The organism is Kitasatospora herbaricolor (genome assembly GCF_030813695.1).
In the GTDB taxonomy this organism is placed as follows: domain Bacteria; phylum Actinomycetota; class Actinomycetes; order Streptomycetales; family Streptomycetaceae; genus Kitasatospora; species Kitasatospora herbaricolor.
Map to the genome: position 1 here is coordinate 3889761 of NZ_JAUSVA010000002.1, position 25407 is coordinate 3915167.

A 25407-nucleotide genomic window follows, 5' to 3' on the forward strand; every position below is an offset into this window, starting at 1 on the left:
CCGCCGCCGGCTGGGCGGCCTGCCACTCGGAGCAGCCGGTCAGAGCAGGCGCTTGATCTCGCCGCGGGCCCGGTAGAAGCCGCCGGTGCCCGACTCCAGCACCTCGGCGACCAGGTAGCGGGCACCGGGGACCCGGATGTCCTTGGGGAACTGCACCCGCCGGGCCGGGTCGAAGCCCGCGCTGACCACCCGGATCCTGGTCCGGTTGCCCTCCTGCACGCACTCGACCTCCACCCCGCCGGCCTGACCGGCCTGGGCCGCGCTGACCGTCTCCAGCTCCACGCCCGGCACCACCCGCTCCCAGCCGGCGGCCTTGACGTCCGCGGTCCGCGGCAGCCGGCCGCCCTCGGCCGCGCGCACGGCCTCCTCGCTCGCGTCCAGGCAGGCCAGCGATCCGTCCGTGGTCACCAGGTAGAGCCGCCCGTCGCGGTACTGCATGCTGTACGCCGACCCGCAGCCGGTGCCGAGCTTCCACAGCCGGGTCCCGTCGGCGGCGAAGCAGTACACCGAGGAGTGGTTGTCACCCGCGAAGACGTACTGCCCGTCCGGCGAGGTGGCGCAGGAGAACACCGACGCGTCGCACTTGTACCGGGCGACGGTCGAGCCGTCGTCCTTGCGCAGCCGGTACACCCAGCCGCGGGAGGTGCCGGCGAAGACCTCGCCGGGCTCCTGCCAGCCGAACAGCACGTCGCCCTGGGTGGTGACCTGCCAGATCTCCTCGCCGCGGGCCGAGTAGCGGGCCACCCCGCGCGAGTGCCCGTGGTAGACGCCGTCCTCGTCGCAGCGGACCATCCAGCCGGAGCTGCCGGCGCCCTTGCGCCGCCACTGGAACTCGTCCTCGTGGTCGACCATGGTGATCCCGCCCGAGCCGTCGGAGACCCCGAGCACGCCGTCGTGGATGTCCAGCCAGTAGATGTCGACGTCGGCGGCGATCTCGTACGCCACCCGGGGGACCTTGCCGCCGAGGTCGTAGACGCGGCCGTCGTCGCAGCCCGCGTAGATCCAGTGGTCGTCGGCGACGATGCACTTCACGCCGTCCGGCAGGCCGTAGCGGCCGGTGACCTCGCCGTCGTGGGTGAGGGTCCAGACGTCGCCGGACTCGTTGCCGACCCAGGCGTGCTCGTCACCGACGAAGATCCCGAACGCGGCGGCGCCCGACTTGAACCGCCACAGCAGGGGAGCCTGGCTGGCGCTCGACCGGGTGCTGGTGATCGCCCGACGGGTGACCGACCGCTTCTGCCGCACCCCGCGCTGCGCCGGGGCGTACCCCTTGCGGACCTTCTCGCCGACCTTCTTCGCGGCGGCCGCGGCCGCCTTCTCGGGCGTCGGGTAGGCGGTCGTCCTGGCCTGGCCGGGCTCGCCGATCCGCCCGTAGGTGATGGTCAGCGAGGCGCCGGCCTGCCGTACCTCGTAGAACTTGTGGGCGCTCCCGCTGCCCTCCTCCTCGGACAGCTCCAGGTAGGTGACCTGCTCGGCGGAGGCGGAGGCGGGGACGGAGGTGGTGGTGGCGGACATCGGCGGTCCCTCCCGGGGAGTCGGCAAGACGGCGGTCGGCGGGCTGGGGGTGGCTTGCGGCCTTGGCGGCGTACGGCCTGGGGCGGCGTACGGCCTGGGCTCGTACGGCCGGTGGCCGGTGCCGGGGCACACGGCCGGGCGATCGGCGGGCCCTGCGGCGCCGTCCGTCGACAAGGAGAACCTACGCGCCACCACCGACAGTTGACCGTCCGCCCCCGCCCCGGGCCGCTTCCCCTGCCCGGGCCGCTTCCCCGCCCCGGCCCGGAACGCCCTCGGCGCAGGACCGGAGCGCCCCCGGAGGTCAGAGCGCCCCGGCCGCCGCGGGCCGGGCCCGGCCGGTACGGCGGGCCGACGGCGCCAGGGCGGCCAGCCAGAGCGCCGCGCCGATCGTGATGAAGTCCAGGTCGGCCGCCATCAGCACGGTGCCGGCCAGCACCAGCACCGGGCTCCACACCGCGACCGGCCGGGCCCGGCCGGCCGCCAGGGTGACCAACAGCGCCAGCAGGCCGAGGTAGAACAGCACCGGCCCGACCGTGTAGAAGACCGGCAGCACGCCCGGGAACCCCTGGATCCGGTCGAACAACTGGTTCTGCTCGGCCCGGTCGGCGGCCCTGGCCCCGACGTACAGGTCGATGACGGTCTGTCCGGCCGAGGCCACCAGCCCGGCGTAGGCCAGACCCGCCGTCAGGTTCGCGGCCACCCGGCCGGCCGGGCGGCGCGGGGCGACCAGCCGGCGCAGCTCGGCGAAGACCGGGACGAACAGCAGCAGTCCGGCGAGCAGGGCGAGGTGGCCGGCCGTCCAGCCGGGGCCGGGGGCGCGGGATCCGGCCAGCAGCCGGATCCCGCCGTACAGCCCCAGCAGGGCCGGGGCGGCGATCCACGCGAGTCCGGTGACACGGGAGTTGACGGTGGCGTTCATGGCGGGTTCCTCTCAGGGGCGGTGTGGTCCGACACCGCAGAGCCTGCCCGCCGGCGCCCGGCCGGCGGATCGCCCGTACCGGCGAACCGGCCGCCTCCCCCGCACGGGTGAGGGTCACCCCTCGCCGGCGACCACCGCGCCCGCCTCGTAGGCGAACACCACCGCGTGCACCCGGTCGCGCAGGTGCAGTTTGGCCAGCACGTTGCTGACGTGGGTCTTCACCGTGTGCTCGCTGACCACGAGTTCGGCGGCGATCTCGGCGTTGGACAGGCCCCGGGCGAGCAGCCGCAGGGTCTCCTGCTCGCGGGCGGTGAGCTGCTCCAGCAGCCGGGACGGCGCCCGGGCGGCGGTGGCGGCGCCGGCCGGACGGCGGGCGGCGAACTCGCCGATCAGGCGGCGGGTGACGGAGGGGGCGAGCAGCGCCTCGCCGGACGCCACCATCCGCACGCCGTGCGCGAGGTCGTCCCGGCGGACGTCCTTGAGCAGGAACCCGCTGGCCCCGGCGTACAGGGCGTCGAAGACGTAGTCGTCCACGTCGAAGGTGGTCAGCATGATCACCTTGGTCCCCGGGTACCGCGCGCAGACCTGCCGGGCGGCCTCCAGCCCGTCCATCACGGGCATCCGGACGTCCAGCAGCAGGACGTCCGGGCGGTGCTCCCGGACCGCCTCGACCGCCTGGGCGCCGTCCGCCGCCTCGGCCACCACCTGGATGTCCGGCTGGGCGTCCAGGATCATGCCGAACCCGGCCCGCACCAGCTCCTGGTCGTCGGCGACCACCACCCGGATCGGATCCATCGGTCCGTTCCCCTCTCCGTCGTAGTTTCCCGGACCGTTCAGGTCCGGGCCCGCTCCACCAGTACCGCCGCGCCCAGCGGCAGCCGCGCGGCCACCAGGAAGCCGGTGCCGTCGGCGCGCGGCCCGGCCTCGGCTCGGCCGCCGCAGGCCGCGGCCCGCTCGCGGATGCCGACCAGGCCCCGGCCGCCCGACCAGTCGCTCACCGCCCGGTCCGCCCGCTGCCGGACGCCCTGGCCGTCGTCGGACACCAGCACCTCCAGCACCTCACCGGCGGCGGTGAGCCGTACCTCCGCGGCGCCCGCGCCGGCGTGCTTGACCACGTTGGTCAGCGCCTCCTGCACGATCCGGAACGCGGTGGCCTCCACGTCCGCCGGCAGGGCGCGCCCCGGCCCGGGCAGTTCCAGCCTGACCCGCACGCCCGCCTCCCTGACCCGCTCGGCCACCGCCGCCAGTTCGGCCAGCCTCGGCTGCGGCGCGAGCTGCGGGCCGGCCCCGTCCTCCTTCAGGACGCCCAGCACCCGCCGCAGTTGGACCATCGCGTCGCGGCCGGAGTCGGCGATGGTGTCGAAGGTCCGGATCGCCCGCTCCGGATCGGAGCGGACCACCACCGGCCCGGCCTCCGCCTGGACCACCATCAGGGAGACCGCGTGCGCCAGGATGTCGTGCATCTCCCGGGCGATCCGCCCGCGTTCCTCGGCCACCGCCCGGGCCGCGTCACTGGCCGCCCGCAGCCCCACCTCGTGTGCGCGCTCCGCCTCCACCCGGGCCAGCCTGCGCAGTTCGCGCACCAGGGACCCGAAGACGAAGGTGCCGACGGTGAGCAGCAGGCTGAACAGCATCCCGTCGGCCGAGCGGGTGCCGAGGATGTTGGACACCACCACGACGGCCAGCAGCAGCATCCGCTGCCAGTCCCGCCCCCGGTCGGCGACCGTGTAGACGGCCAGCACGGCGTACACCGGAATCTGCGGCATCGACGAGTGCGCCGCCACCGACACCCCCACCGAGACCAGCCCGCTGGCCGCGGCCACCGACAAGGGCCGGCGGCGGCGCCAGGGCAGCGGCACGGCGGTCCCGACCGCCAGCGCGTACACCCACCAGGGGCGGTCCACCTCGTCGTTCCACACCGACCAGAAGGAGACCGCGGCCGAGAACAGGGCCAGCAGGGTGTCCAGCACGTACGGGTTCACCCCGGCCAGGCGCCGCCGCTGCCCCGCACTCCAACCGGCCACCCCGGCCGCCCCGGCCGTCCGGTTCGCCAGCATCGCGTCCACCCCTCCCCCGGGCGGGGGCCGGCCTCCCCCGTTCGGACGATCATGCCCTACCGGCCGGCGGCGCGCCCCGCCCTCAGGCACCGGCGACCGTCACGTTCCCGGTCCGCGTCCGGGCGGTGATCCGCCGGGCGGCGGCGTCGTCCCTGGCCACGCCGACCTTCAGGTCGCCCGTCCGGGTCGCCGCCTCGACCGCGTACGTCCCCTCCGGCGGCACCTCGACCCGGACGTCGCCGGTGCTGGTGTCGGCCCGCACGCTCAGCGGCCCGGTGCTGAAACGCGCCGAGACGCCGCCTGTCCGCGCCTCCAGCCGGACCGTCGGCGAGGTCAGCCCGGTCGCCTCCACGTCGCCCGTTCCGGTCCGCACGTCGACCTCGGCACCGAGCCCGGACAGGGCCACCGAGCCCGTCTCGTTCGCCACCCGGACGACCGTCCCGGCCGGCACCTCGATGTCGTAGCCGACCCCGCAGTCCCCGTCCGGGCAGTGGTAGCCGAGGGTGAGCGTGCCGTCCGCCGTGGTGTGGGTGGCGACCGGCTCCGCCCCGCGGTACGTCCGGTGCTCGGTGACCCGCACGGCCGCGCCGCCGCCGGTGACCCTGATGTCGCCGGTGCGGCCCTGGACCACCAGGGTCCGCACCGGCTCGGCGACGCCGTAGGCCACCACCCGCTCCCGGTCGTCGTCGCCGATCAGGCAGCCGCTCATCCCGCCCGCCACGGCCGCCGTGATCGCCAGCTTCGACCCGACCCGCAGCAGCATCCGACACTTCATGTGTCCCCCTCGGCCTCCCGGAGCGCCCCGGCTCCCGGGGCGGCGGCACCGAGCCTCCCCCGGCGACCCGCGCCACCGGATCCCCCGCCCGGGCGGTCTGCCCGCCTCCCCCGCACGAGGGATGCCCGGAGCCGGGACCGGCACCCGGGGCCACGGGCCCGGGCGTACGACGGCCCGGGCGTACGACGAAGGGCCCGGAGGCTGATGCCTCCGGGCCCTTCACCTGCAAGTAGCGGGGACAGGATTTGAACCTGCGACCTCTGGGTTATGAGCCCAGCGAGCTACCGAGCTGCTCCACCCCGCGTCGATGAACACGACACTACGCGACATCCGGCCCAGCGCCCAATCCATTTCCGCCGTCACGGGCCCGCGGCCCTCCCGCCGGCGGATACGATCACGCCGGCCGGCCCGGCCAGGGGACCGGTGGCCGGCCCCGAGGCCCAGGAGAGCACCGTCGAACAACTGCCACCGGCCGAGTACCTGCGGACGCTTCCGCACGGCACCCTGTTCGCCACCGCCCATCTGACGGACGAGGAGGGCAGCCCGCTGCTGCTGCGTTCCGTCTACGACCCGGAGGAGTGGCAACTCGTCGGCGGCAACCTGGACTTCGGCGAGGATCCCTGGGGCTGCGTCCGACGCGAGGCCCAGGATGAGACCGGTCTCGCGCTCCCCGAGGAGCCGGGCGCACTGCTGGCCGTGATCTTCGGCCCGCCGTCCGGGCCCTGGCCGTTCAAGGTCGGCCTGGTCTTCGACGGTGGCACCCTGACCGGCCGTCGGATCGCCGAGATCCGGCTCGACCCCGAGGAGCACACCGAACTCCGCGTGCTGCCGCTGGCACGGTGGCGACCGGTGCTGGCGCCGCGCCGCCGCTCGATCGTCGAGGCGGCGGCCGAGGCCCGCCGCACCGGCCGGACCGCCTACCTCCACCTCGGCGGGCCCGCCGCGACTTCCCGTCCCGGCAACGCGAAGGGCCCGGAGGCTGATGCCTCCGGGCCCTTCACCTGCAAGTAGCGGGGACAGGATTTGAACCTGCGACCTCTGGGTTATGAGCCCAGCGAGCTACCGAGCTGCTCCACCCCGCGTCGGTAGACACGACACTACGCGACATCCCACCCGGCACCTAATCGGTTTCCCCGGGGCGGTAGCCGTACCCGCAGCGGCCTGCCGGGTGCGCGGCACGAACCGTGACCTCAGTCGTCGATGAAGCGCACCACGGCGTGCTCGGTGGTACCCGCACCCGTCGGGTACGAGAAGTGCTCCCCCGTCTCGGACCACAGCAGCATCCTGGCCAGGTCCGAGTTGGGCGAGATCCGCACCGCCTCAGGGCTCGGCATCGAGGAGACGCTGTACAGCACGATCTCCGGATCGCCTTGGTGCTCCACCCCGACGAGCGACCCGGGCACCATCACGCCCACCCCGGTGAGCCTCGGATCGGGGGTCACCTCGTCCAGGTAGGCCCGCAGGAAGTCCCGGCGCTCCTCGTCGCGCGCCCGGGCCTGGTCCTGCCCGGCCCGTCGGGCTGCCAGCGCGGCCGCGTCCACCGCGACCACGACCTCGGCGGGAGCCCCGATCCGGTCCTCCAGGAAGTGCAGCTCCCGCTGTGCCCGCCGGTAGGCGTTCACCGAGACGGCTGTCACGGGGAAAGAGAACCGGGAGGCGCTCGGGGCGGTCCGCGCCGCCGGTACCGGTCGGCCGACCGCCGGGGCGGTGGCGGCGGCAGGGCCGGTGGCAGCGGGCGGGGCAGCGGCGGCTGCCCGAACCGGCCCGGCGGCCGGCTCCGGCGCAGGCACCGGGCCGAGGCGCAGCACCCCGCGGCGGGCCCGCTCCCCCGGCAGGGCGCCGGCCGCGGCAGCCGCCGCGGGGCCCGGAGCGGGGTCCGGAGCGGGGTCCGGAGCGGGGTCCGGAGCGGGGTCCGGAGCGGGGTCCGGAGCGGGCCGGACCACGGGCGCCGGCACCCGGACGGACCCGGGCGCCCCTGCGGCGGCGGGTACCGCCCCGGCTGCCGGCCGGGGCGCCGGGGGGACGGCGGGAGCGGGCGCGGGCAGTACTCGGGCAGCGGGCGCGGGAGCAGCCCCGGAAGCAGCCCCGTGGGCCCCTTCGGGCTCGATCCCGAGCCGGTCCAGCTCGGACCAGAGCGGCTCCAGAGCGCGGTCCGGATCCAGGAAGAACCGGCTTCCCCTGATCCGGACGAAGGTCCAGCTCACCCGCTCCAGCTCCCGCTGCCGGGCGGCGTCCTCGTCGGCGTTCCCCTCGTGGTGGAAGGCGTCACCGTCGCACTCCACCGCCAGCCGGCGGGTACCGCCCTCGACCACCAGGTCGATCCTGAACCTGCCGGCCGGATACTGCGGCCGGACCCGGAACCGGCGACCGCGCAGGGCCAGGAAGACCCGCTGCTCGAAGAGGCTGTCGAAGGCCTCGTGCCGGGTGTCGGGGGTGACGTCGTCCAGGCCGAGGCCGTCCTGCTCCTCCGCCGGGCGGGTGCAGTAGTCGAGGTAGCGGCGGCGCAGGTCGTTCGGCCCCAGGTCGGTGGAGACCACACTGTGGAACAGCCAGATCTGGTCCCGGGCCCGGGACACGGCGACGTTGAGCCGCTGCTGCATCGCCTCGCTGGCGAACGGACCGGGCCGGCGCGGACCGTCCGCGCCCGCCAGGCTGACGACCAGGCTGATGAAGACGATGTCGCGCTCGTCCCCCTGGAAGTCCTCGGCGTCGCCGACCCGGATCCGGCGCTGCTGCCGTTCGTCCACGGCGAGCCGTTCGACCAGCAGGTCCTCGATCTCCTGGCGCTGACCTCCGCCCAGCATGGTGATGACGCCCATGCTCCGGCCCCGGTAGGCCGGGTCGGCGCAGCACCGCACGATCTCCTCGACCAGCCGCTCGGCCTCGGCCCGGTTGCGCTGCCGCTGGCCGGTGCCCTCGATGTACGCGCCGGGGACGTGGACGGTCCGGATCGGCGGCAGCCGGTCGGCGCCGTACTGCCGCAGCGGCTGCAGCTTGCCGTGGTAGGAGAGCTCGTTGGAGAAGCCGATGATCTCCGGCATGCAGCGGAAGTGTTCCCGGAGCATCAGCCGGCCCCGGCCGCCGGCCAGGCCGCTGGCGATGTCGAAGAAGCTGGCCGTCGGGCTGAACAGGTTGCGCCGGGAGGCCGGCAGGGCGTCGAGCTGCCGGTTCTGCAACTGGAAGAGCTGTTCCTGGTCGACCCCGACGTTGGCCGGGCTGACCTGCTTGTCGTCCCCCACCACGACGATCTTCTTGCCGAGCCAGGCCAGCAGCAGGGCCTCCGGCCCGGACTGGCTGGCCTCGTCGATGATCACCACGTCGAATCGCCCGGCCTCGTCCATCGGGACGGTGGCGGTCACCTGGTACAGCGGCATGATCCAGGCCGGTACCGCCCCCTGGCACTCCCGCAGGCTCTCCCTGGCCTGCGCCCGGTAGCGGTGCGCGTACTTGCCGGTGCCCTTCCCGAACCGGCCGACGCTCTGCTGGTACGAGGTGAGCGCGACCGTCTCCTGGTCCGTCAGACGCCGCAGGCAGCCGTACCAGGACCGGTCGGCCGCGAGCTTCTCCAGGGTGATCCGGATGTCGGCGTCCGCCTCGGCCAGCACCGCCCGCTGCTTCTCCTCGGCGGCCGGGTCGGTGAGGTCACGCATCCGGGCGGACCAGGCGGACCAGGCCCAGGCCTGCTCGACGTGCCGCAGCCGGCTGTCCCACCGCGGGTCACCGGGCCGCTCCGCGAGCTCCCGGGCCAGCGCCGGAAGCACGGACGCGACCGGGCCCCGGACCTCTTCGAAGGCCTCCTTGAGGACGAGCGAGCCGCGCAGGGCGTCGAGCTCGGCCGCGATGTCCCGGTACTGCGCGCTCTCCCGGGCCCGGACGGCGTCGAGCAGTCGGCGCAGCGGTGCGTACGCGGTGCCCGGGCGGTCGGCCCAGCCGACCAGGGTCTGCTCCAGCGCGGCCAGTTGCTGCCGCGGCAGTTCGGCGGCCCGCAGGGCGGCGCGGGCCCGGAGCGCGTCGCGCAGCGCGTCGCAGGTCGCGGGTTGGTTCCAGGGCTTCACCGTCAGCACCGGCACCGCGGCCAGCGCGGCGACCAGGTCGGAGCGTCGCTCGGCCAGCTCGCCGAGCCGCCGCAGCGCCGCGGTCTGCGCCTCCAGTTCCGCGAGCCGGCGGGTGGGGGCCTGCCACGCCTGAGCACCGGCGCCCCATTCCCGCTCGACGTCCTGCAGGTGCCGCTCCAGATTCACCCGGTGCAGGACGCGCGTGGCGCCCTCCACCGTGTCGGGGACGAGTCCGTCGATCCGGATCTTCTCCGGGAAATCCCCGACGACCTTCCGCAGTCTGGTTCTGATGCCCAACGGGCCGCGCAGCCGCTCACCCGCCACCAGGCCCTCCCGCAGCGCGGTGACCAGAGTCAGTGCCGTTGCGAGGTCATAGCCCTCCAGGCCGTCGACCCGGCCGCCGGCCAGCAGCCGGGCGGCCTCCCGGGCGCCCTCCAGGGCCTGGCCGGTCGACCGCCACCGCCCGCGCAGCTGCCAGTCCTGCCCGGTGAGCGCCTCCTCCAGCAGGGGTGCGGCCCATCCGGGGGTACCGCTCTCGGCGGCCGCCCGGGCCGCGGTGAACGCCTCCAGCGCCAGCGCGGCCGCGTCCTGGGCCTCGGGGGTGAGCCGGGAGGCCGACTCGTCGAGGGAGCCGGCCTCGCCGCCGCGCAGCAGGTCGAGGCCCTCCTGGGCGTCGCGGACGGCCAGCACGGCCTGTTCGAAGGCGGTCGGCCCGAGCAGCTCGGCCGGCCCCGGCAGCACGTCGACGGACTCGACCGCGGCGCGGTGCTCGCCGGTGTAGGCCCGGGCGGCCGCCAGCAGGGCGGATGCCGCGGCCGAGGTGATCCCCGGCCGGGCGGCGGGCACCGGCCCCAGCCAGCCGAGCCCCGGCTGGTCCTCGGCGAGCCGGCGGGCGATCTGCTGGAGAGTGCCCGCGTAGTCGCCGATGTCCGCGGGGTGCTGGTAGACCTCCTGCTCGCGGATCGCCCGCAGCGCGGTCAGTGCGAGCGCCTGGGTGGTCCGGGCCGAGCGCAGGCGCGTCTCGTTGCCGGCGATCCGCTGCAGGTACTCGCGCTCGTCGTACGTTCCCTGCCGCTCCAGGATGGCCTGGATGGATCCGCGCAGTTCCTGCTGGGCCACCAGGCCTTCGTCGGTGCGACTGACGCAGAGCTCCCGGATGCTCGCCGGCAGCTTCTCCTTCAGCACCTTGAGCGCCCGGCCGGTATGACTGGTAATCAGCACCCGCTGTCCGTGCGCCAGCAGGTCGGTCACCAGGTTGGCGATCGTGTGGGTCTTGCCTGTACCGGGCGGGCCCTGCACCACGACGAGCCGGTTGCCGCGCAGCCGCTCGGCGATGGTGCGCTGCTCCTCGTTGGAGGGCAGCGCGAAGTAGGTCTCGACCGGGCCGGCGGCGGCCCGCGAAGGCCCCTCGCCGTCGGCCGGGGCGGTCAGCACACCGTCCCCGGCGATGAAGTCGAGCAGTCCGGTGGGTTCGGCCCCCTGCTCGATCTGCCGGGCGATGCCTTGCAGGGCCTCGATGTTGGTACGCTGGCTACGCTCGCGCAGGATGACGGCCGGCGCGAAGCTGACCACCGGCTGCGCCGTCGAGGCGGGCCGGTGCCGGACGCGCTGCGGCAGGTAACTGCCGCGTTCGTGGGAGGCGATCGCCCAGGCCTCCAGGGCACGGTGGATCAGCTCGATCCCCTCCGGCCCGCTCACGCTTCCCGCCTCGTCCAGCAGCCGCAGGATCGTCTCGCGGGGCTCGCTGCGGATCTTCTGCCCCGCGTCGAGCATGCTCTCCTCCAGTGCGGGGCCCGGAGCGTCCGGGTCGGCGGCGAGGAGCAGCCCGCCCGTCTTGGTGTCCAGTTCCAGCACCGCCCGGACCGAGAGCAGGTGCCGGCGGATCTGCTGACCTTCGGCCTCCCAGGTCAGCAGGCCGAAGGAGAGGACGAGTTCGAAGCTCTCGCCCAGCGCCGTGGCGTCCTCGTGGATCCGGTACAGCTGCTCGTACAGCTTCCCCATCGGGGCGTCGGCCCGCTTGCGGGCCGCCCAGTGGCTCCAGGTACGCGACCAGTCCGCGTACTGCACCTCCAGGGGCTGACGGGACGGCAGGTCCCGGCGCAGGAGCGTCCTGGTCGCCGGCGAGGCCCCGCCGGGGGTGACGACCTCCTCCGGCACCTCGACGGACTCGCGCAGCGCCGGCGGCGCCGGCTGCCGGTGGTCGGTCAGGTCGGCGTCCTCGAGCCAGCGGCGGAGTTCCGCGGCCGGCAGCGGGCAGGGCCGGTTCTCCGGTCGTTCAACCCTCAGCCAGGCGGCCGCGGAACTCTCCGGCGAGGCGTCGAGGAAGCTGGAGATCCGGGAGTCTCCCTGCGGCACCTCGGACAGCCAGAGCAGATGGCGGGCCGACTCGTCGAGGGAGCGGACGGGTTTGACCCTGCTCTCCCCGGCCTCGGCGAGATAGCGGAATATCTGCCGGACTCTCAGCTTGTTCTCGCCGGAGGTCTCTACGCCTGGGCTGGACAAGGTGCCTCACTCAACCATCGGGGCGGCCGTACGCGGAAGGGTTCGCGTGCCGTCGAGATCGTAGTTCCGCCGACTGTTCGACCATGCCAACAGCCGCACGCTGAGACCAGGTTGAGACCGGGGAACTCCCACCGGTCAATAAGTATGAAAAGCATTCAGATTTGGAGCGCACCCGAACCGGACCCCCGGCGGCAGCCGGAAACGCCGCAGGGCGGCCACCCCCGAGGGGGCGGCCGCCCTGCGGCGTACCTGGTACGGACTGTCAGCCGGTGTACGGGCCGTAGTCGTAGTCGTCCAGCGGGACGGCCTGGCCGGAGCCGGCGCCGAAGGGCGACAGGTCGTAGTCGTCGTAGCCGACGGCCGAGTACATCGCGGCCTTGGCCTCTTCGGTCGGCTCGACCCGGATGTTGCGGTAGCGGGGCAGACCCGTACCGGCCGGGATGAGCTTACCGAGGATGACGTTCTCCTTGAGGCCCAGCAGCGGGTCCGACTTGGCGTGGATCGCCGCGTCGGTCAGGACCCGGGTCGTCTCCTGGAAGGAGGCGGCCGACAGCCAGGACTCGGTGGCCAGCGAGGCCTTGGTGATACCCATCAGCTGGGGACGGCCGGAGGCCGGGTGGCCGCCTTCCGACACCACGCGACGGTTCTCCTGCTCGAAGCGGCCGCGCTCGACGAGCTCGCCCGGGAGCAGCTCGGCGTCGCCCGACTCGATGATCGTCACGCGGCGGAGCATCTGCCGGATGATGATCTCGATGTGCTTGTCGTGGATCGACACGCCCTGCGAGTTGTAGACCTTCTGGACCTCGGCGACCAGGTGGATCTGGACGGCACGCTGGCCCATGATCCGCAGCACGTCGTGCGGGTTGGTGGCACCCATGGTCAGCTTCTGGCCGACCTCGACCGCCTGGCCCTCGCTGACGAGCAGCTTCACACGCTTGGAGACCGGGTAGGCGATCTCGTCGGTGCCGTCGTCCGGCGTGACGACGAGCTTGCGGGTCTTCTCGGTGTCCTCGATGCGGACCCGGCCCTGCGCCTCCGAGATCGGGGCCACACCCTTGGGGGTACGGGCCTCGAAGAGCTCGACGACACGGGGCAGACCCTGCGTGATGTCGTCACCGGCCACACCACCGGTGTGGAAGGTACGCATGGTCAGCTGGGTACCGGGCTCACCGATGGACTGGGCGGCGATGATGCCGACCGCCTCACCGATGTCGACCAGCTTGCCGGTGGCCAGCGAACGGCCGTAGCAGAAGGCACAGGTGCCGACGGCCGACTCGCAGGTCAGGATCGACCGGGTCTTGACCTCGCTGATGCCGTGGCGGATCAGCTCGTCGATCAGCACGTCACCGAGGTCGGTGTTCGCGGTCGCGAGGAGCTTGCCGTCGACCGTGATGTCCTCGGCCAGCATGCGGGCGTAGACGCTGGTCTCGACGTCGTCCGTCTTGCGCAGGACGCCGTTCTCGACCGTGCCGATGGCCAGCTTGAGGCCGCGCTCGGTGCCACAGTCCTCCTCGCGGATGATGACGTCCTGGGAGACGTCGACCAGACGACGGGTGAGGTAGCCGGAGTCCGCGGTACGCAGAGCGGTGTCGGCCAGACCCTTACGGGCACCGTGGGTGGAGATGAAGTACTCGAGGACGGTGAGGCCCTCACGGAACGACGCCTTGATGGGACGGGCGATCGTCTCGTTCTTCGCGTTCGACACCAGACCACGCATACCGGCGATCTGACGCATCTGCATCATGTTTCCTCGAGCACCGGAGTCCACCATCATGAAGATGGGGTTGGTCTTCTCGAAGTTGGCGTTCATCGCCTCGGCGACCTCGTTGGTCGCCCGGGTCCAGATGCCGATGAGCTCCTGCTTGCGCTCGTCGTTGGTGATCAGACCGCGCTCGTACTGCTTCTGGATCTTCTCGGCCTGCGCTTCGTAGCCCTCGAGGATCTGGGCCTTCTGCGGCGGGACGACGACGTCCGAGATCGAGACGGTGACACCCGAGCGGGTGGCCCAGTGGAAGCCGGCCGCCTTCAGGTTGTCCAGGGTCGCCGCGACGACGACCTTGGGGTAGCGCTCCGCCAGGTCGTTGACGATCGCGGAGAGCTGCTTCTTGCCCACCTCGTAGTCGACGAACGGGTAGTCCTCGGGCAGCAGCTCGTTGAAGAGCGCGCGGCCCAGGGTGGTGCGCAGACGGAAGGACTCGCCCTCGAACCAGGTCGGCGTGCCGTCCTCGTCGACCGGCGGGGTCCAGCCACGCGGCGGGACGGTGCCGATCGGCAGGCGGACGTCGATGACGGCCTGGACGTCCAGCTCCTTGGCGTCGAACGCCATCACGGCCTCGGCGGTCGAGGAGAAGGAGCGGCCACCGCCCTTCACCTGCTCGCGGTCCGAGGTCAGGAAGAAGAGACCGAGCACCATGTCCTGGGTCGGCATGGTGACGGGGCGACCGTCGGCCGGCTTCAGGATGTTGTTCGAGGACAGCATCAGGATGCGGGCCTCGGCCTGCGCCTCCGCGGAGAGCGGCAGGTGGACGGCCATCTGGTCACCGTCGAAGTCCGCGTTGAACGCGGTGCAGACGAGCGGGTGGATCTGGATGGCCTTGCCCTCGACCAGCTGGGGCTCGAAGGCCTGGATGCCGAGGCGGTGCAGGGTGGGCGCACGGTTCAGCAGGACCGGGTGCTCGGCGATGACCTCTTCGAGGACGTCCCAGACGACCGGGCGGGCACGCTCGACCATGCGCTTGGCCGACTTGATGTTCTGCGCGTGGTTGAGGTCCACCAGGCGCTTCATCACGAACGGCTTGAAGAGCTCCAGCGCCATGGCCTTCGGCAGACCGCACTGGTGCAGCTTGAGCTGCGGGCCGACGACGATGACCGAACGGGCCGAGTAGTCGACTCGCTTGCCGAGGAGGTTCTGACGGAAACGACCCTGCTTGCCCTTCAGCATGTCGCTGAGGGACTTCAGGGGCCGGTTGCCCGGGCCGGTGACCGGACGGCCACGACGGCCGTTGTCGAACAGCGCGTCGACGGCCTCCTGGAGCATGCGCTTCTCGTTGTTCACGATGATCTCGGGGGCACCGAGGTCGAGAAGGCGCTTCAGGCGGTTGTTGCGGTTGATCACGCGGCGGTACAGGTCGTTCAGGTCGGAGGTCGCGAAGCGGCCACCGTCCAGCTGCACCATCGGACGCAGGTCCGGCGGGATGACCGGGACGCAGTCCAGCACCATGCCGTTGGGCTTGTTGGTGGTCTGCAGGAACGCGGAGACGACCTTGAGGCGCTTGAGCGCACGGGTCTTCTTCTGGCCCTTGCCGGTGCGGATGATCTCGCGCAGGCGCTCGGACTCCTCCGCCAGGTCGAAGGTCTCGAGGCGGTCCTTGAGGGCCGCCGCGCCCATCGAGCCGGAGAAGTAGGTGCCGAAGCGGTCGCGCAGCTCGCGGTAGAGCAGCTCGTCGCCCTCGAGGTCCTGGACCTTGAGGTTCTTGAAGCGGGCCCAGACCTCGTCGAGACGGTCCAGCTCGCGCTGCGCACGGTCGCGCAGCTGCTTCATCTCACGCTCGGCACCCTCGCGCACCTTGCGGCGCACGTCGGCCTTGGCGCCCTCGGCCTCGAGTTCGGCCAGGTCGGTCTCGGCCTTCTTGGCACGGGCTTCGAGGTCGGAGTCGCGACGGTTCTCGATCTGCTGACGCTCGACCGAGACGTGCGCCTCCAGGGACGGGAGGTCGCGCTGGCGACGCTCGTCGTCCACCCAGGTGATCATGTAGGCGGCGAAGTAGATGACCTTCTCGAGGTCCTTCGGCGCCAGGTCGAGCAGGTAGCCGAGGCGGCTGGGCACACCCTTGAAGTACCAGATGTGGGTGACCGGCGCGGCCAGCTCGATGTGGCCCATCCGCTCACGCCGCACCTTGGCGCGAGTGACCTCGACGCCACAGCGCTCACAGATGATGCCCTTGAAGCGGACGCGCTTGTACTTGCCGCAGTAGCACTCCCAGTCCCGGGTGGGGCCGAAGATCTTCTCGCAGAAGAGCCCGTCCTTTTCCGGCTTCAGGGTGCGGTAGTTGATGGTCTCCGGCTTCTTGACCTCGCCGTGCGACCACTGGCGGATGTCGTCGGCGGTCGCGAGGCCGATGCGGAGCTCGTCGAAGAAGTTGACGTCAAGCACTGGTCGTCAAGCCCTCTTTCGTAAGTCGAAAGTCGTTCATCTGGTCTGAGGGGGCCTGGGGGCGGGCCGGCCGCTCCTGGGAGCGGCCGGCCCCACCTCCGTCAGACCTCTTCGACGCTGCTCGGCTCGCGCCGGGACAGGTCAATGCCGAGCTCCTCGGCGGCGCGGAAGACGTCCTCGTCGGAGTCCCGCATCTCGATGGACGAGCCGTCCGAGGACAGCACCTCCACGTTGAGGCAGAGCGACTGCATTTCCTTGATGAGGACCTTGAAGGACTCGGGAATGCCGGGCTCGGGGATGTTCTCGCCCTTGACGATGGCCTCGTAGACCTTCACGCGGCCGAGGACGTCGTCGGACTTGATGGTGAGGAGCTCCTGCAGCGCGTAGGCCGCGCCGTACGCCTCAAGGGCCCACACCTCCATCTCACCGAAGCGCTGACCACCGAACTGCGCCTTACCACCGAGCGGCTGCTGGGTGATCATCGAGTACGGACCGGTCGAACGGGCGTGGAGCTTGTCGTCGACCAGGTGGTGCAGCTTGAGGATGTACATGTAGCCGACCGAGACCGGCATCGGGAACGGCTCGCCGGAGCGGCCGTCGAACAGCCGGGCCTTGCCGGTGGAGTTCACCAGGCGCTCACCGTCACGGGTGAGGGTGGTGTTGTCCAGCAGGCCGGTGATCTCGTCCTCGCGGGCGCCGTCGAAGACCGGGGTGGCGAGGTTGGTGCCACCCGTGACCGTGTCGGCGCCGATCGCCTGCAGGCGCTGGGCCCACTCGTCGGCGAGGCCGGAGACGTCCCAGCCCTGCTTGGCGAGCCACCCGAGGTGGATCTCCAGGACCTGTCCCGGGTTCATTCGGGACGGGACACCCAGCGGGTTGAGGATGATGTCGACCGGGGTGCCGTCGGCGAGGAACGGCATGTCCTCGACCGGCAGGATCTTGGAGATGACACCCTTGTTGCCGTGACGGCCGGCCAGCTTGTCACCGTTGGTGATCTTGCGCTTCTGGGCCACGTAGACCCGGACCAGCTGGTTGACGCCCGGGGGCAGCTCGTCGCCCTCTTCGCGGTCGAAGACGCGGACGCCGATGACCTTGCCGGACTCACCGTGCGGCACCTTCAGCGAGGTGTCGCGGACCTCACGGGCCTTCTCGCCGAAGATCGCGCGGAGCAGGCGCTCCTCCGGGGTCAGCTCGGTCTCGCCCTTGGGCGTGACCTTGCCGACCAGGATGTCGCCGGTGACGACGTCCGCGCCGATGCGGATGATGCCGCGCTCGTCGAGGTCGGCGAGGACCTCCTCGGAGACGTTCGGGATGTCCCGGGTGATCTCCTCGGGGCCCAGCTTGGTGTCACGGGCGTCGACCTCGTGCTCCTCGATGTGGATCGAGGAGAGGACGTCGTCCTGCACGAGGCGCTGCGACAGGATGATCGCGTCCTCGTAGTTGTGACCCTCCCAGGACATGAACGCCACGAGCAGGTTCTTGCCCAGCGCCATCTCGCCCTGGTCGGTGCACGGGCCGTCGGCCAGCACCTGGTTGACCTCGACCCGGGCGCCCTCGTCCACGAGCACCTTCTGGTTGAAGGAGGTGCCCTGGTTGGAGCGGGTGAACTTGGCGGCGCGGTACGTGGTGTACGTGCCGTCGTCGTTGGCCACGGTGACGTAGTCGGCCGAGACCTCCTGGACGACACCCGCCTTCTCGGCCGTGATGACGTCGGCGGCGTCGACCGCGCAGCGGTACTCCATGCCGGTGCCGACCACGGGTGCCTCGCTCTTCAGCAGCGGCACCGCCTGGCGCATCATGTTGGAGCCCATGAGCGCGCGGTTGGCGTCGTCGTGCTCGAGGAACGGGATCATGGCGGTCGCGACCGACACCATCTGGCGCGGCGAGACGTCCATGTAGTCGATCTCGGAGCCCGGGATGTAGTCGATCTCGCCGCCGCGGCGGCGGACCAGGACACGCGGCTCGGCGAAGTGCAGGTCCGCCGTCAGCGGGGCGTTGGCCTGCGCGATGACGAAGCGGTCCTCCTCGTCGGCGGTCAGGTAGTCGACCTGCTCGGTGACGATGCCCTCGACGACCTTGCGGTACGGGGTCTCGATGAAACCGAACGCGTTCACCCGGCCGTAGGACGCGAGCGAGCCGATCAGACCGATGTTCGGGCCTTCGGGGGTCTCGATCGGACACATGCGGCCGTAGTGCGAGGGGTGGACGTCACGGACCTCGAAGCCGGCGCGCTCACGGGACAGACCACCGGGGCCCAGCGCGGACAGACGGCGCTTGTGGGTCAGGCCCGACAGCGGGTTCGTCTGGTCCATGAACTGGGACAGCTGGCTGGTGCCGAAGAACTCCTTGATGGAGGCGACGACCGGCCGGATGTTGATCAGGGTCTGCGGCGTGATCGCCTCGACGTCCTGGGTGGTCATGCGCTCGCGCACGACGCGCTCCATGCGGGCGAGACCCGTACGGACCTGGTTCTGGATCAGCTCGCCGACGTTGCGCAGGCGACGGTTGCCGAAGTGGTCGATGTCGTCGACCTCGACGACGATGTCCCGGCCCTCGTTGTCACGCCACTCGGTCTCGCCGGCGTGCAGCTTCACCAGGTACTTGATCGCACCGATGATGTCGGGCTCGGTGAGCACGCCGGAGTCCAGCGACTCGGCGTTGCCCAGCTTGCGGTTGACCTTGTAACGGCCGACCTTCGCGAGGTCGTAGCGCTTCGGGTTGAAGTAGAGGTTCTCCAGAAGCGTCTGCGCGGCCTCGCGCGTCGGCGGCTCGCCCGGACGCAGCTTGCGGTAGATGTCGAGCAGCGCGTCGTCCTGGCCCTGGGTGTGGTCCTTCTCCAGGGTGGCGCGCATCGACTCGTACTCGCCGAACTCCTCGAGAATCATCTCGTTGGTCCAGCCGAGGGCCTTCAGCAGCACGGTGACCGACTGCTTGCGCTTGCGGTCGATGCGGACACCGACCATGTCGCGCTTGTCGATCTCCATCTCCAGCCAGGCACCACGCGAGGGGATGACCTTGCAGGAGTAGATGTCCTTGTCGGACACCTTGTCCAGGGTGGAGTCGAAGTACACACCCGGGGAGCGGACCAGCTGCGAGACCACGACACGCTCGGTGCCGTTGATCACGAAGGTGCCCTTGTGGGTCATGAGCGGGAAGTCGCCCATGAAGACCGTCTGAGACTTGATCTCACCGGTCTCGTTGTTGGTGAACTCGGCGGTGACGAAGAGCGGGGCGGCGAACGTGAAGTCGCGGTCCTTGCACTCGTCGATCGAGTTCTTCGGCGGCTCGAAACGGTGGTCGCGGAAGGTCAGCGACATCGACCCGCTGAAGTCCTCGATCGGGGAGATCTCTTCGAAGATCTCCTCCAGACCGGACTTCGTGGGGACGTCCTGACCACTCTCCAGGGCCGCCTCGACGCGAGACTTCCAGGCCGCATTGCCGAGGAGCCAGTCAAAGCTCTCGGTCTGCAGGGCCAGGAGGTTCGGAACCTCGAGGGGCTCCTTGATCTTCGCGAAGGAAACGCGGAGCGGGGCGGTGGAATTAGCGTTGTTCGAGGCGTTGCGCGGCGCGGCCAAGAGGGGGGTCCTTCCGAGGGCTCGGAGCTCACTGCGCGCGTACCGGCCGGCCTCGACGGGCTGGTCCCACCCCCGGCGCCGTGGGTCTCAGCCGGGGTGTGAACCCCAGGTCAGAGCCGCTTTGCGGAGGCGGTGCCAGACCCCTTCAGGGCATCGCTCGCTCCGGGCGACGAGTCACGGAGCAGCTAACAGGCAGCGCAAAGGGACAGTGTAGCCAATAGGCACACTGCTGTCCAGCTCTGATTCGGAGACCGAATCGGAGACTCCTCCCTGTCGCCACCCGGTGCACTCCGGGCCCCCTTCGGGACCGGACCGCAGGGTGGTCCCTGCCCTCACGAACTGCATGCGGCCCGCGCACTCCGGGCCACCGCGCCTCACATGGAGTCACTTCCCGCTGGGGCCTCCGAATATGCATCCAGGGCCTCGCCAACCGTCGGCGCTCTCCACGCACACGGCGCGCCTTGAGAATCGCGCGCCAGGTTCGGTTCGTCAAGGCCCCCACCGGAGTGCGGACCTCGTCATACCTATCGTCCGAGACCCCTCCCGCGTTACAGAACCCGTGGTGAGGGCCGTTCCGGACGACAGCGATCACCCTACCCGCCCGGACCGACAGTGCCGAGGGGGCAATCGGCCACGATCGTGCGGCCACTGGGCCGGTCCTCGGACGGACGTACGCAAAAAGGCCGGGCCGACCACCCGCAAGGGTGATCGGCCCGGCCCCGCGCCCCCTCAGAGGGGGCGGCGAGTCACTTGACGGTGACCTTGGCGCCAGCGGCCTCGAGGGCGGCCTTGGCCTTCTCGGCGGCCTCCTTGGCGACCTTCTCCAGGACCGGCTTCGGGGTGCCGTCAACGAGGTCCTTGGCCTCCTTCAGACCGAGGGAGGTAAGGGCGCGCACCTCCTTGATGACCTGGATCTTCTTGTCGCCGGCCGACTCGAGGATGACGTCGAACTCGTCCTGCTCCTCGACGGCCTCGACGGCGGCGGCAGCGCCACCGGCGGCGGCAACGGCGACCGGAGCGGCAGCCTTGACGTCGAACTTCTCCTCGAACGCCTTGACGAACTCGGACAGCTCGATGAGGGTCAGGGTCTCGAACTGCTCGAGCAGCTCGTCCTGGGACAGCTTCGCCATGATGGCGTCCTTCCACTAAATCGGCAGGTGCCGGATGTACGGGATGGCGGGCGTACGGGCCCGCTGCGGCCGGAGGTACCGGACGCTGAGTGCCTCACGCGTGAGCGTGAATTACTCGGCAGCCTCGGTGGTGTCCTCGGCCTCGGCGGGAGCCGGCGTACCGGCACCGCCCTGCTCGACCTTCGCGCGCAGTGCCTCGGCAGTGCGGGCGAACTCCACCAGCGGAGCCTGGAAGGTAGCCGCGGCCTTGGCCATGGACGCCTTCAGGCCGCCGGCCAGCTTGGCGAGCAGCACCTCGCGGGACTCGAGGTCCGCGAGCTTCTTGATCTCATCGGCGGTCAGCGCCTTACCGTCAAGGACACCGCCCTTGATGATGAGAGCGGGGTTGTCCTTGGCGAAGTCACGCAGAGCCTTCGCCGACTCCACCGGGTCACCGGTGACGAAGGCGACAGCCGTCGGACCCGCGAACAGGTCGTCGAGCTCCGTGATCCCGGCCTCATTGGCAGCGATCTTGGTCAGCGTGTTCTTCACCACGGCGTACTGGGCGTTCTCACCCAGCGAGCGACGCAGGTTCTTCACCTGCTTCACCGTCAGACCGCGGTACTCGGTCAGCACGGCCGCGTTCGAGGCACGGAACTTGTCCGTGATCTCGGCGACGGCAGCAGCCTTGTCGGGCCTTGCCATAGGCTTACGCCTCCTTCCGTGATGTCGAAGTCGGGCCGACCTGCGAAAGTCGACCATCTGCGCCTCGGACACGCCGGTCTGATCAGAAGGAGACACCCTGCAAAACAGTGAGAGCCCCGGTGCGCAGGCGCACGGGGCTCAGTAAGACCTCGACGGACGGACGGCGAACCGTACGAACCGGAAGTCCAAGCTCCAAACACTCCTGCGCGGGCTGTCTGCGGTAAATCGCAGATCCTTCGGTCACCCCGCACCCTCACAGGCGCACGGCGACAACCAGCGGTCTTTGGCTTGCACCAAGGTAGCCCGGATCGGCCCCGGACGACAAATCGCGCCGCCGGTGGCCTTCACCACGTGCCTTCACCACGTCGGCCGCGGCGCCCCCGCGGGGCGGGCCCGAGCGAGCGGGCCCGGCCGGCCGGCGAGCGGCCGGGCCGGTCAGCGGGCCAGCGGCGAGGTGCTGCGGGTACCGGTGTCGGAGGTGTCCGCCTCGGCCGGCGCCTGCACCGACAGGGCCCCGCCGAAGTCGGAGTACTGCACCAGGTCGTCCGCGCCGCCCTCGGTGCCCGTCCCGGTCCGGCGGAGCTGGACGAGCTGGTCCTTGTCGTTCAGCCACAGGTCGAGGGTGAGCACGGTGGCGCCGCCCGGCGCGAGCGCCGCCCGCAGGCCGGTCCGGCGGGACTCGCCGAGCTGGTTCTGGGCCGCCGCGTAGCGCTCCGCGGTGGTGCTGACCTGGTAGTGCTGGACGGCGTTGTCGTCGAGCTTCTCCTCGCCGAGCAGCACCGGATCGGCCGCCGCCGTCGCGGCGGTGAGCGCCACCACCGGGTTGAGCTGGTCCACCAGCCCCGCGTACGGCACCTCCTTGTGGCCGTCCGCACCCGTCGCGCCGCCGAACTTCTCCCAGTGCCGGCCGCCGAGCCGGGCCGCGGTGGCGTCGTCCCCGCCCTGGTAGGCCGTGGTGTCCATGACGATCAGCTGCTCGGCGGTGCCGGGCGTGCCGCGCTTGATCTGCAGGGCCGTCTTCGGCTGCCAGAACAGCAGGCCGGCGGCGCTGTCGGCGCCCAGCCGGTAGCTGATCTTGGCCCGGCGGGCGGTCTGCATGGCGAGCTGGGCGGAGAGCAGCACCCCGTGCGGCGAGCGGTCGGTGGGCTTGTCGGCGTCGCTCGGCGACGGGCTCGCGCTGCTCGGCGTGCCCGGGGCGGAGGGTCCGGACGGCTGCGCCGGCCCGCCGCCGCACCCGGCCAGCAGGCCCACGAGCAGCACCGCGGCCACTCCGGCCGTCATCCGCCGCCGCGCCGCCATAGCCGTCTCCCGTCGGTCCGCCACCCGTCCTCCGGGCGCCCCGGGGCCGCCCTGCCGGGCCCCCGTCCAGCTCGTCCAGCGTGCACCGGCCGTCGGGCCCGCGCACGGGGGCCGCCGCCGGCCGGGCGGCCGTGTCCGTCCCCGTGGCGGCCCGGTGCTCCGTGCCTTCCGGTGCTCCGTACCGGCGCGACGCCCCGTGGCCACCGGTTCCCCGGCCGGGCCGTCCCCCGGTGCTGCCGGGCCCTACGGGCCCGAACCGCCCTCCCCCTGCCCACCCACCATGTCACGCCGCCCTCGGGGGCCCGGCGGCGCCCCGCCTCCGGGCCGGCCGCCGCGGGCCGCAGGCGCCCGTCTCAGCCCGCGGCGGACGGCCCGGCGGGCCCGGCCGGCCCCGGCTCCGGGACTTCGAAGGCCACCCCCGGCTCGGAGACCACCGTGCTGGTCACCTCCGTCCCCGCCCGACCGGAGGCGCTCTCGCGCAGCCGCAGCAGCTGGTCCCCCTCGCCGATCCAGATGTCGTAGTCGAGGTTCTCCACACCCTGCTCCTGGTAGTACGCCAGGACGACCGCGCGCCGCTCCGGGGTCAGGTTCTGGTCGGTGCCGAAGAGGGCCGCCACCGGCGCAACGGCCCGGTAGTGGGTGGCCACCGTCCCGCCCTCGACGGTCGGCCCCACCTCGCTGAGCCGTCCGGTCAGTGCCACCAGGCGCAGCCGCGCCCCGGGGTTGGTGACCAGCGCGCTCAGCCAGCCGCCCGCGTAGCCGCCGGCGCCGGTGCCGCCCGGATCGAGCGACTCCACCTCGGCCCGCACCGCCCGCCGCCAGCCCGCCGCACCGTCCTGCCCGAGGTAGCAGATCCCCTCCACCATGCGCAGCAGGCCGGTGCCGGCGGCGTCGGTGAGTCGCAGGTCGGCCACGTCCGCCGCGCCCCACGCGAGGGTCCCCTCGGCGCCGCCCCGGCCGGCCGGCCCCTCGCGGTCGAAGCGCAGGCGCGCGCTGCCGACGTCGTCCAGGTTCCGGGCCGAGGTGAGCAGCACCTGCCGGGCCGGGCGGGAGGCGGTGGTGGCGGGCCCCACCGTCCCCGGGCGGGTCTGCGGGCCGGGGTCGGCCCGCACGTCCAGGGTGGCCACCGCCGCGCCGAAGACCACCAGCGTGGCCACCACCCCCAGGGCCACTGTTCGATCGGACGGCACAGCACTCTCCGGGGGACGGACGCGGGCACGGGTCAGCCGAGCGTAATCCGGCCCGGGCCGCCGTCGGCCGCCGGGAGCGTCTCGATCCGGAAACATCGCCCGCGGGTCCGCCGCGGGCGGGAACGACGACGGGCCCGCACCCCCGGTGAAGGGGGTACGGGCCCGTCGTACGGTCTGAGCTACACCCAGGACGCGACTGCCGGTCGGAGCACGGGGGCTCAGACGGCGGCCGGGTCCTCCTCGACCAGGAGGTTGCGGGTGCGGTTCGGGTCCACCTGGATGCCGGGGCCCATGGTGGTGGTGACCGCGGTCTTCTTGATGTAGCGGCCCTTGGCGGCGGACGGCTTGGCCCGGAGGACCTCGTCCAGCGCGGCGCCGTAGTTCTCGACCAGCTGCTCGTCGGTGAAGGAGGCCTTACCGATGATGAAGTGCAGGTTCGAGTGCTTGTCGACGCGGAACTCGATCTTGCCGCCCTTGATGTCGTTGACAGCCTTGGCGACATCGGGGGTGACGGTGCCGGTCTTCGGGTTCGGCATCAGACCACGCGGGCCGAGCACGCGGCCGAGGCGGCCGACCTTGCCCATGAGGTCCGGGGTGGCGACGACGGCGTCGAAGTCGAGGCGGCCCTTGGCGACCTCGTCGATGAGCTCGTCCGAACCGACGATGTCGGCACCCGCAGCACGCGCGGCCTCGGCACGCTCGCCGGTCGCGAAGACCAGGACCCGAGCGGTCTTACCGGTGCCGTGCGGGAGGATCACGGTGCTGCGGACCATCTGGTCGGCCTTGCGCGGGTCGACACCCAGGCGCATGGCAACCTCGACGGTCGCGTCGAACTTGGTGGTGGACGTCTCCCGGGCGAGGCGGATGGCCTCGAGGGGGGCGTAGAGGCGGTCGCGGTCAACCTTGGCGGCCGCGGCCGTCAGAGCCTTGCTGCGCTTCACTGCTGCTCCTGAATAGATAGCGGAGTTGTGGTTTGTCGGGCCGCGCAGGCCCTGCCACAGGGACGGCCGGTGCGTCCGCCCCGGCCGGAGAGGGGCTGGATCAGCCCTCGACCGTGACGCCCATGGACCGGGCGGTGCCGGCGATGATCTTCGCGGCGGCGTCCAGGTCGTTGGCGTTCAGGTCGGGGAGCTTCACGGTCGCGATCTCGCGGACCTGGGCGCCGGTGAGCTTGGCGACCTTGGTCTTGTGCGGCTCGGCCGAGCCCTTCTCGATGCCGGCGGCCTTCAGGATGAGGCGCGCGGCCGGCGGCGTCTTCGTGATGAAGGTGAAGGAGCGGTCGTCGTAGACCGTGATCTCCACCGGCACGATCATGCCGCGCTGCGACTCGGTCGCGGCGTTGTAGGCCTTGCAGAACTCCATGATGTTCACGCCGTGCTGGCCCAGCGCGGGGCCGACCGGCGGAGCCGGGTTGGCCGCGCCGGCCTTGATCTGGAGCTTGATGAGCCCCGTGATCTTCTTCTTCTTGGGAGGCATGTCTCTCCGGGTCCTTCTGAGAGGGGATGGTCGGCGTGTGCGGCAACCGGGGCGACACCCGGAGGGCACCACACACA

The 25407-nt window shown here is 71.8% G+C and carries 15 protein-coding genes and 2 tRNA genes; 1 reads left to right on the forward strand and 16 read right to left on the reverse strand.

Going from position 1 to position 25407, the window contains the following annotated elements; translation table 11 throughout:
* Positions 1–39: 39 nt before the first annotated feature.
* From J2S46_RS17310 to J2S46_RS17335, 6 genes are all read right to left on the reverse strand, one after another.
* A complete protein-coding gene (locus J2S46_RS17310) occupies positions 40–1515 on the reverse strand; it encodes a WGR domain-containing protein (protein WP_191289639.1) in 1476 nt (491 codons plus the stop codon).
* 301 nt (positions 1516–1816) lie between these two features.
* A complete protein-coding gene (locus J2S46_RS17315) occupies positions 1817–2434 on the reverse strand; it encodes a hypothetical protein (RefSeq protein WP_191289638.1) in 618 nt (205 codons plus the stop codon).
* Between the two features lie 114 nt (positions 2435–2548).
* On the reverse strand, positions 2549–3229 hold the full coding sequence (locus tag J2S46_RS17320; RefSeq protein ID WP_191289637.1) for a response regulator: 681 nt from the start codon (positions 3227–3229) through the stop codon (positions 2549–2551).
* Between the two features lie 38 nt (positions 3230–3267).
* Positions 3268–4491, reverse strand: a complete 1224-nt coding sequence (locus tag J2S46_RS17325; RefSeq protein ID WP_191289636.1) for a sensor histidine kinase — start codon at positions 4489–4491, stop codon at positions 3268–3270.
* A gap of 82 nt (positions 4492–4573) precedes the next feature.
* Entirely contained in the window at positions 4574–5266 is a 693-nt protein-coding gene (locus J2S46_RS17330; RefSeq protein ID WP_307350442.1) for a DUF4097 family beta strand repeat-containing protein, read from the reverse strand.
* Positions 5267–5496: 230 nt separating this feature from the next.
* Positions 5497–5570: transfer RNA gene (locus J2S46_RS17335), tRNA-Met, on the reverse strand.
* A gap of 119 nt (positions 5571–5689) precedes the next feature.
* Between J2S46_RS17335 and J2S46_RS17340 the strand changes: the two genes are divergently transcribed.
* On the forward strand, positions 5690–6277 hold the full coding sequence (locus J2S46_RS17340; RefSeq protein ID WP_191289634.1) for an NUDIX domain-containing protein: 588 nt from the start codon (positions 5690–5692) through the stop codon (positions 6275–6277).
* Here J2S46_RS17340 and J2S46_RS17345 read toward each other — a convergent pair.
* From J2S46_RS17345 to rplK, 10 genes are all read right to left on the reverse strand, one after another.
* Positions 6275–6348: transfer RNA gene (locus tag J2S46_RS17345), tRNA-Met, on the reverse strand. The genes J2S46_RS17340 and J2S46_RS17345 overlap by 3 nt on opposite strands.
* Positions 6349–6456: 108 nt before the next feature.
* The gene (locus tag J2S46_RS17350; protein ID WP_229912637.1) at positions 6457–11823 is read right to left on the reverse strand and encodes a PDDEXK-like endonuclease domain-containing protein; all 5367 of its coding nucleotides are present in this window, start codon (positions 11821–11823) and stop codon (positions 6457–6459) included.
* Between the two features lie 262 nt (positions 11824–12085).
* On the reverse strand, positions 12086–15976 hold the full coding sequence (locus J2S46_RS17355; RefSeq protein WP_073924344.1) for a DNA-directed RNA polymerase subunit beta': 3891 nt from the start codon (positions 15974–15976) through the stop codon (positions 12086–12088).
* Positions 15977–16077: 101 nt separating this feature from the next.
* A complete protein-coding gene (rpoB, locus tag J2S46_RS17360) occupies positions 16078–19551 on the reverse strand; it encodes a DNA-directed RNA polymerase subunit beta (protein ID WP_191289633.1) in 3474 nt (1157 codons plus the stop codon).
* Positions 19552–20297: 746 nt separating this feature from the next.
* Positions 20298–20681 carry a 50S ribosomal protein L7/L12 gene (gene rplL, locus J2S46_RS17365; RefSeq protein WP_190210898.1) on the reverse strand — a complete coding sequence of 128 codons (384 nt, stop codon included), beginning with the start codon at positions 20679–20681 and terminating at the stop codon, positions 20298–20300.
* 111 nt (positions 20682–20792) lie between these two features.
* A complete protein-coding gene (gene rplJ / locus J2S46_RS17370) occupies positions 20793–21365 on the reverse strand; it encodes a 50S ribosomal protein L10 (RefSeq protein ID WP_073924347.1) in 573 nt (190 codons plus the stop codon).
* Positions 21366–21800: 435 nt separating this feature from the next.
* Positions 21801–22646 (reverse strand): SCO4651 family lipoprotein, encoded by an 846-nt coding sequence (locus tag J2S46_RS17375; protein WP_307350445.1) that lies wholly within the window; start codon positions 22644–22646, stop codon positions 21801–21803.
* Between the two features lie 371 nt (positions 22647–23017).
* Positions 23018–23836, reverse strand: a complete 819-nt coding sequence (locus J2S46_RS17380; RefSeq protein WP_307350448.1) for a hypothetical protein — start codon at positions 23834–23836, stop codon at positions 23018–23020.
* A 236-nt stretch (positions 23837–24072) separates the two neighbouring features.
* Entirely contained in the window at positions 24073–24795 is a 723-nt protein-coding gene (gene rplA / locus J2S46_RS17385; protein ID WP_073924350.1) for a 50S ribosomal protein L1, read from the reverse strand.
* Between the two features lie 100 nt (positions 24796–24895).
* Positions 24896–25330, reverse strand: coding sequence for a 50S ribosomal protein L11 (rplK, locus tag J2S46_RS17390; protein WP_073924351.1), 435 nt, complete (start codon positions 25328–25330; stop codon positions 24896–24898).
* Positions 25331–25407: the final 77 nt, after the last annotated feature.

What these genes read in the sequence shown, in the direction of transcription:
- J2S46_RS17310 (WP_191289639.1), bottom strand. Translation starts at nt 1,515, where the DNA reads ATGTCCGCCACCACCACCTCCGTCCCCGCCTCCGCCTCCGCCGAGCAG.
- J2S46_RS17315 (WP_191289638.1), bottom strand. Translation starts at nt 2,434, where the DNA reads ATGAACGCCACCGTCAACTCCCGTGTCACCGGACTCGCGTGGATCGCC.
- J2S46_RS17320 (WP_191289637.1), bottom strand. Translation starts at nt 3,229, where the DNA reads ATGGATCCGATCCGGGTGGTGGTCGCCGACGACCAGGAGCTGGTGCGG.
- J2S46_RS17325 (WP_191289636.1), bottom strand. Translation starts at nt 4,491, where the DNA reads ATGCTGGCGAACCGGACGGCCGGGGCGGCCGGGGTGGCCGGTTGGAGT.
- J2S46_RS17330 (WP_307350442.1), bottom strand. Translation starts at nt 5,266, where the DNA reads ATGAAGTGTCGGATGCTGCTGCGGGTCGGGTCGAAGCTGGCGATCACG.
- rplL (WP_190210898.1), bottom strand. Translation starts at nt 20,681, where the DNA reads ATGGCGAAGCTGTCCCAGGACGAGCTGCTCGAGCAGTTCGAGACCCTG.
- rplJ (WP_073924347.1), bottom strand. Translation starts at nt 21,365, where the DNA reads ATGGCAAGGCCCGACAAGGCTGCTGCCGTCGCCGAGATCACGGACAAG.
- J2S46_RS17375 (WP_307350445.1), bottom strand. Translation starts at nt 22,646, where the DNA reads ATGACGGCCGGAGTGGCCGCGGTGCTGCTCGTGGGCCTGCTGGCCGGG.
- rplK (WP_073924351.1), bottom strand. Translation starts at nt 25,330, where the DNA reads ATGCCTCCCAAGAAGAAGAAGATCACGGGGCTCATCAAGCTCCAGATC.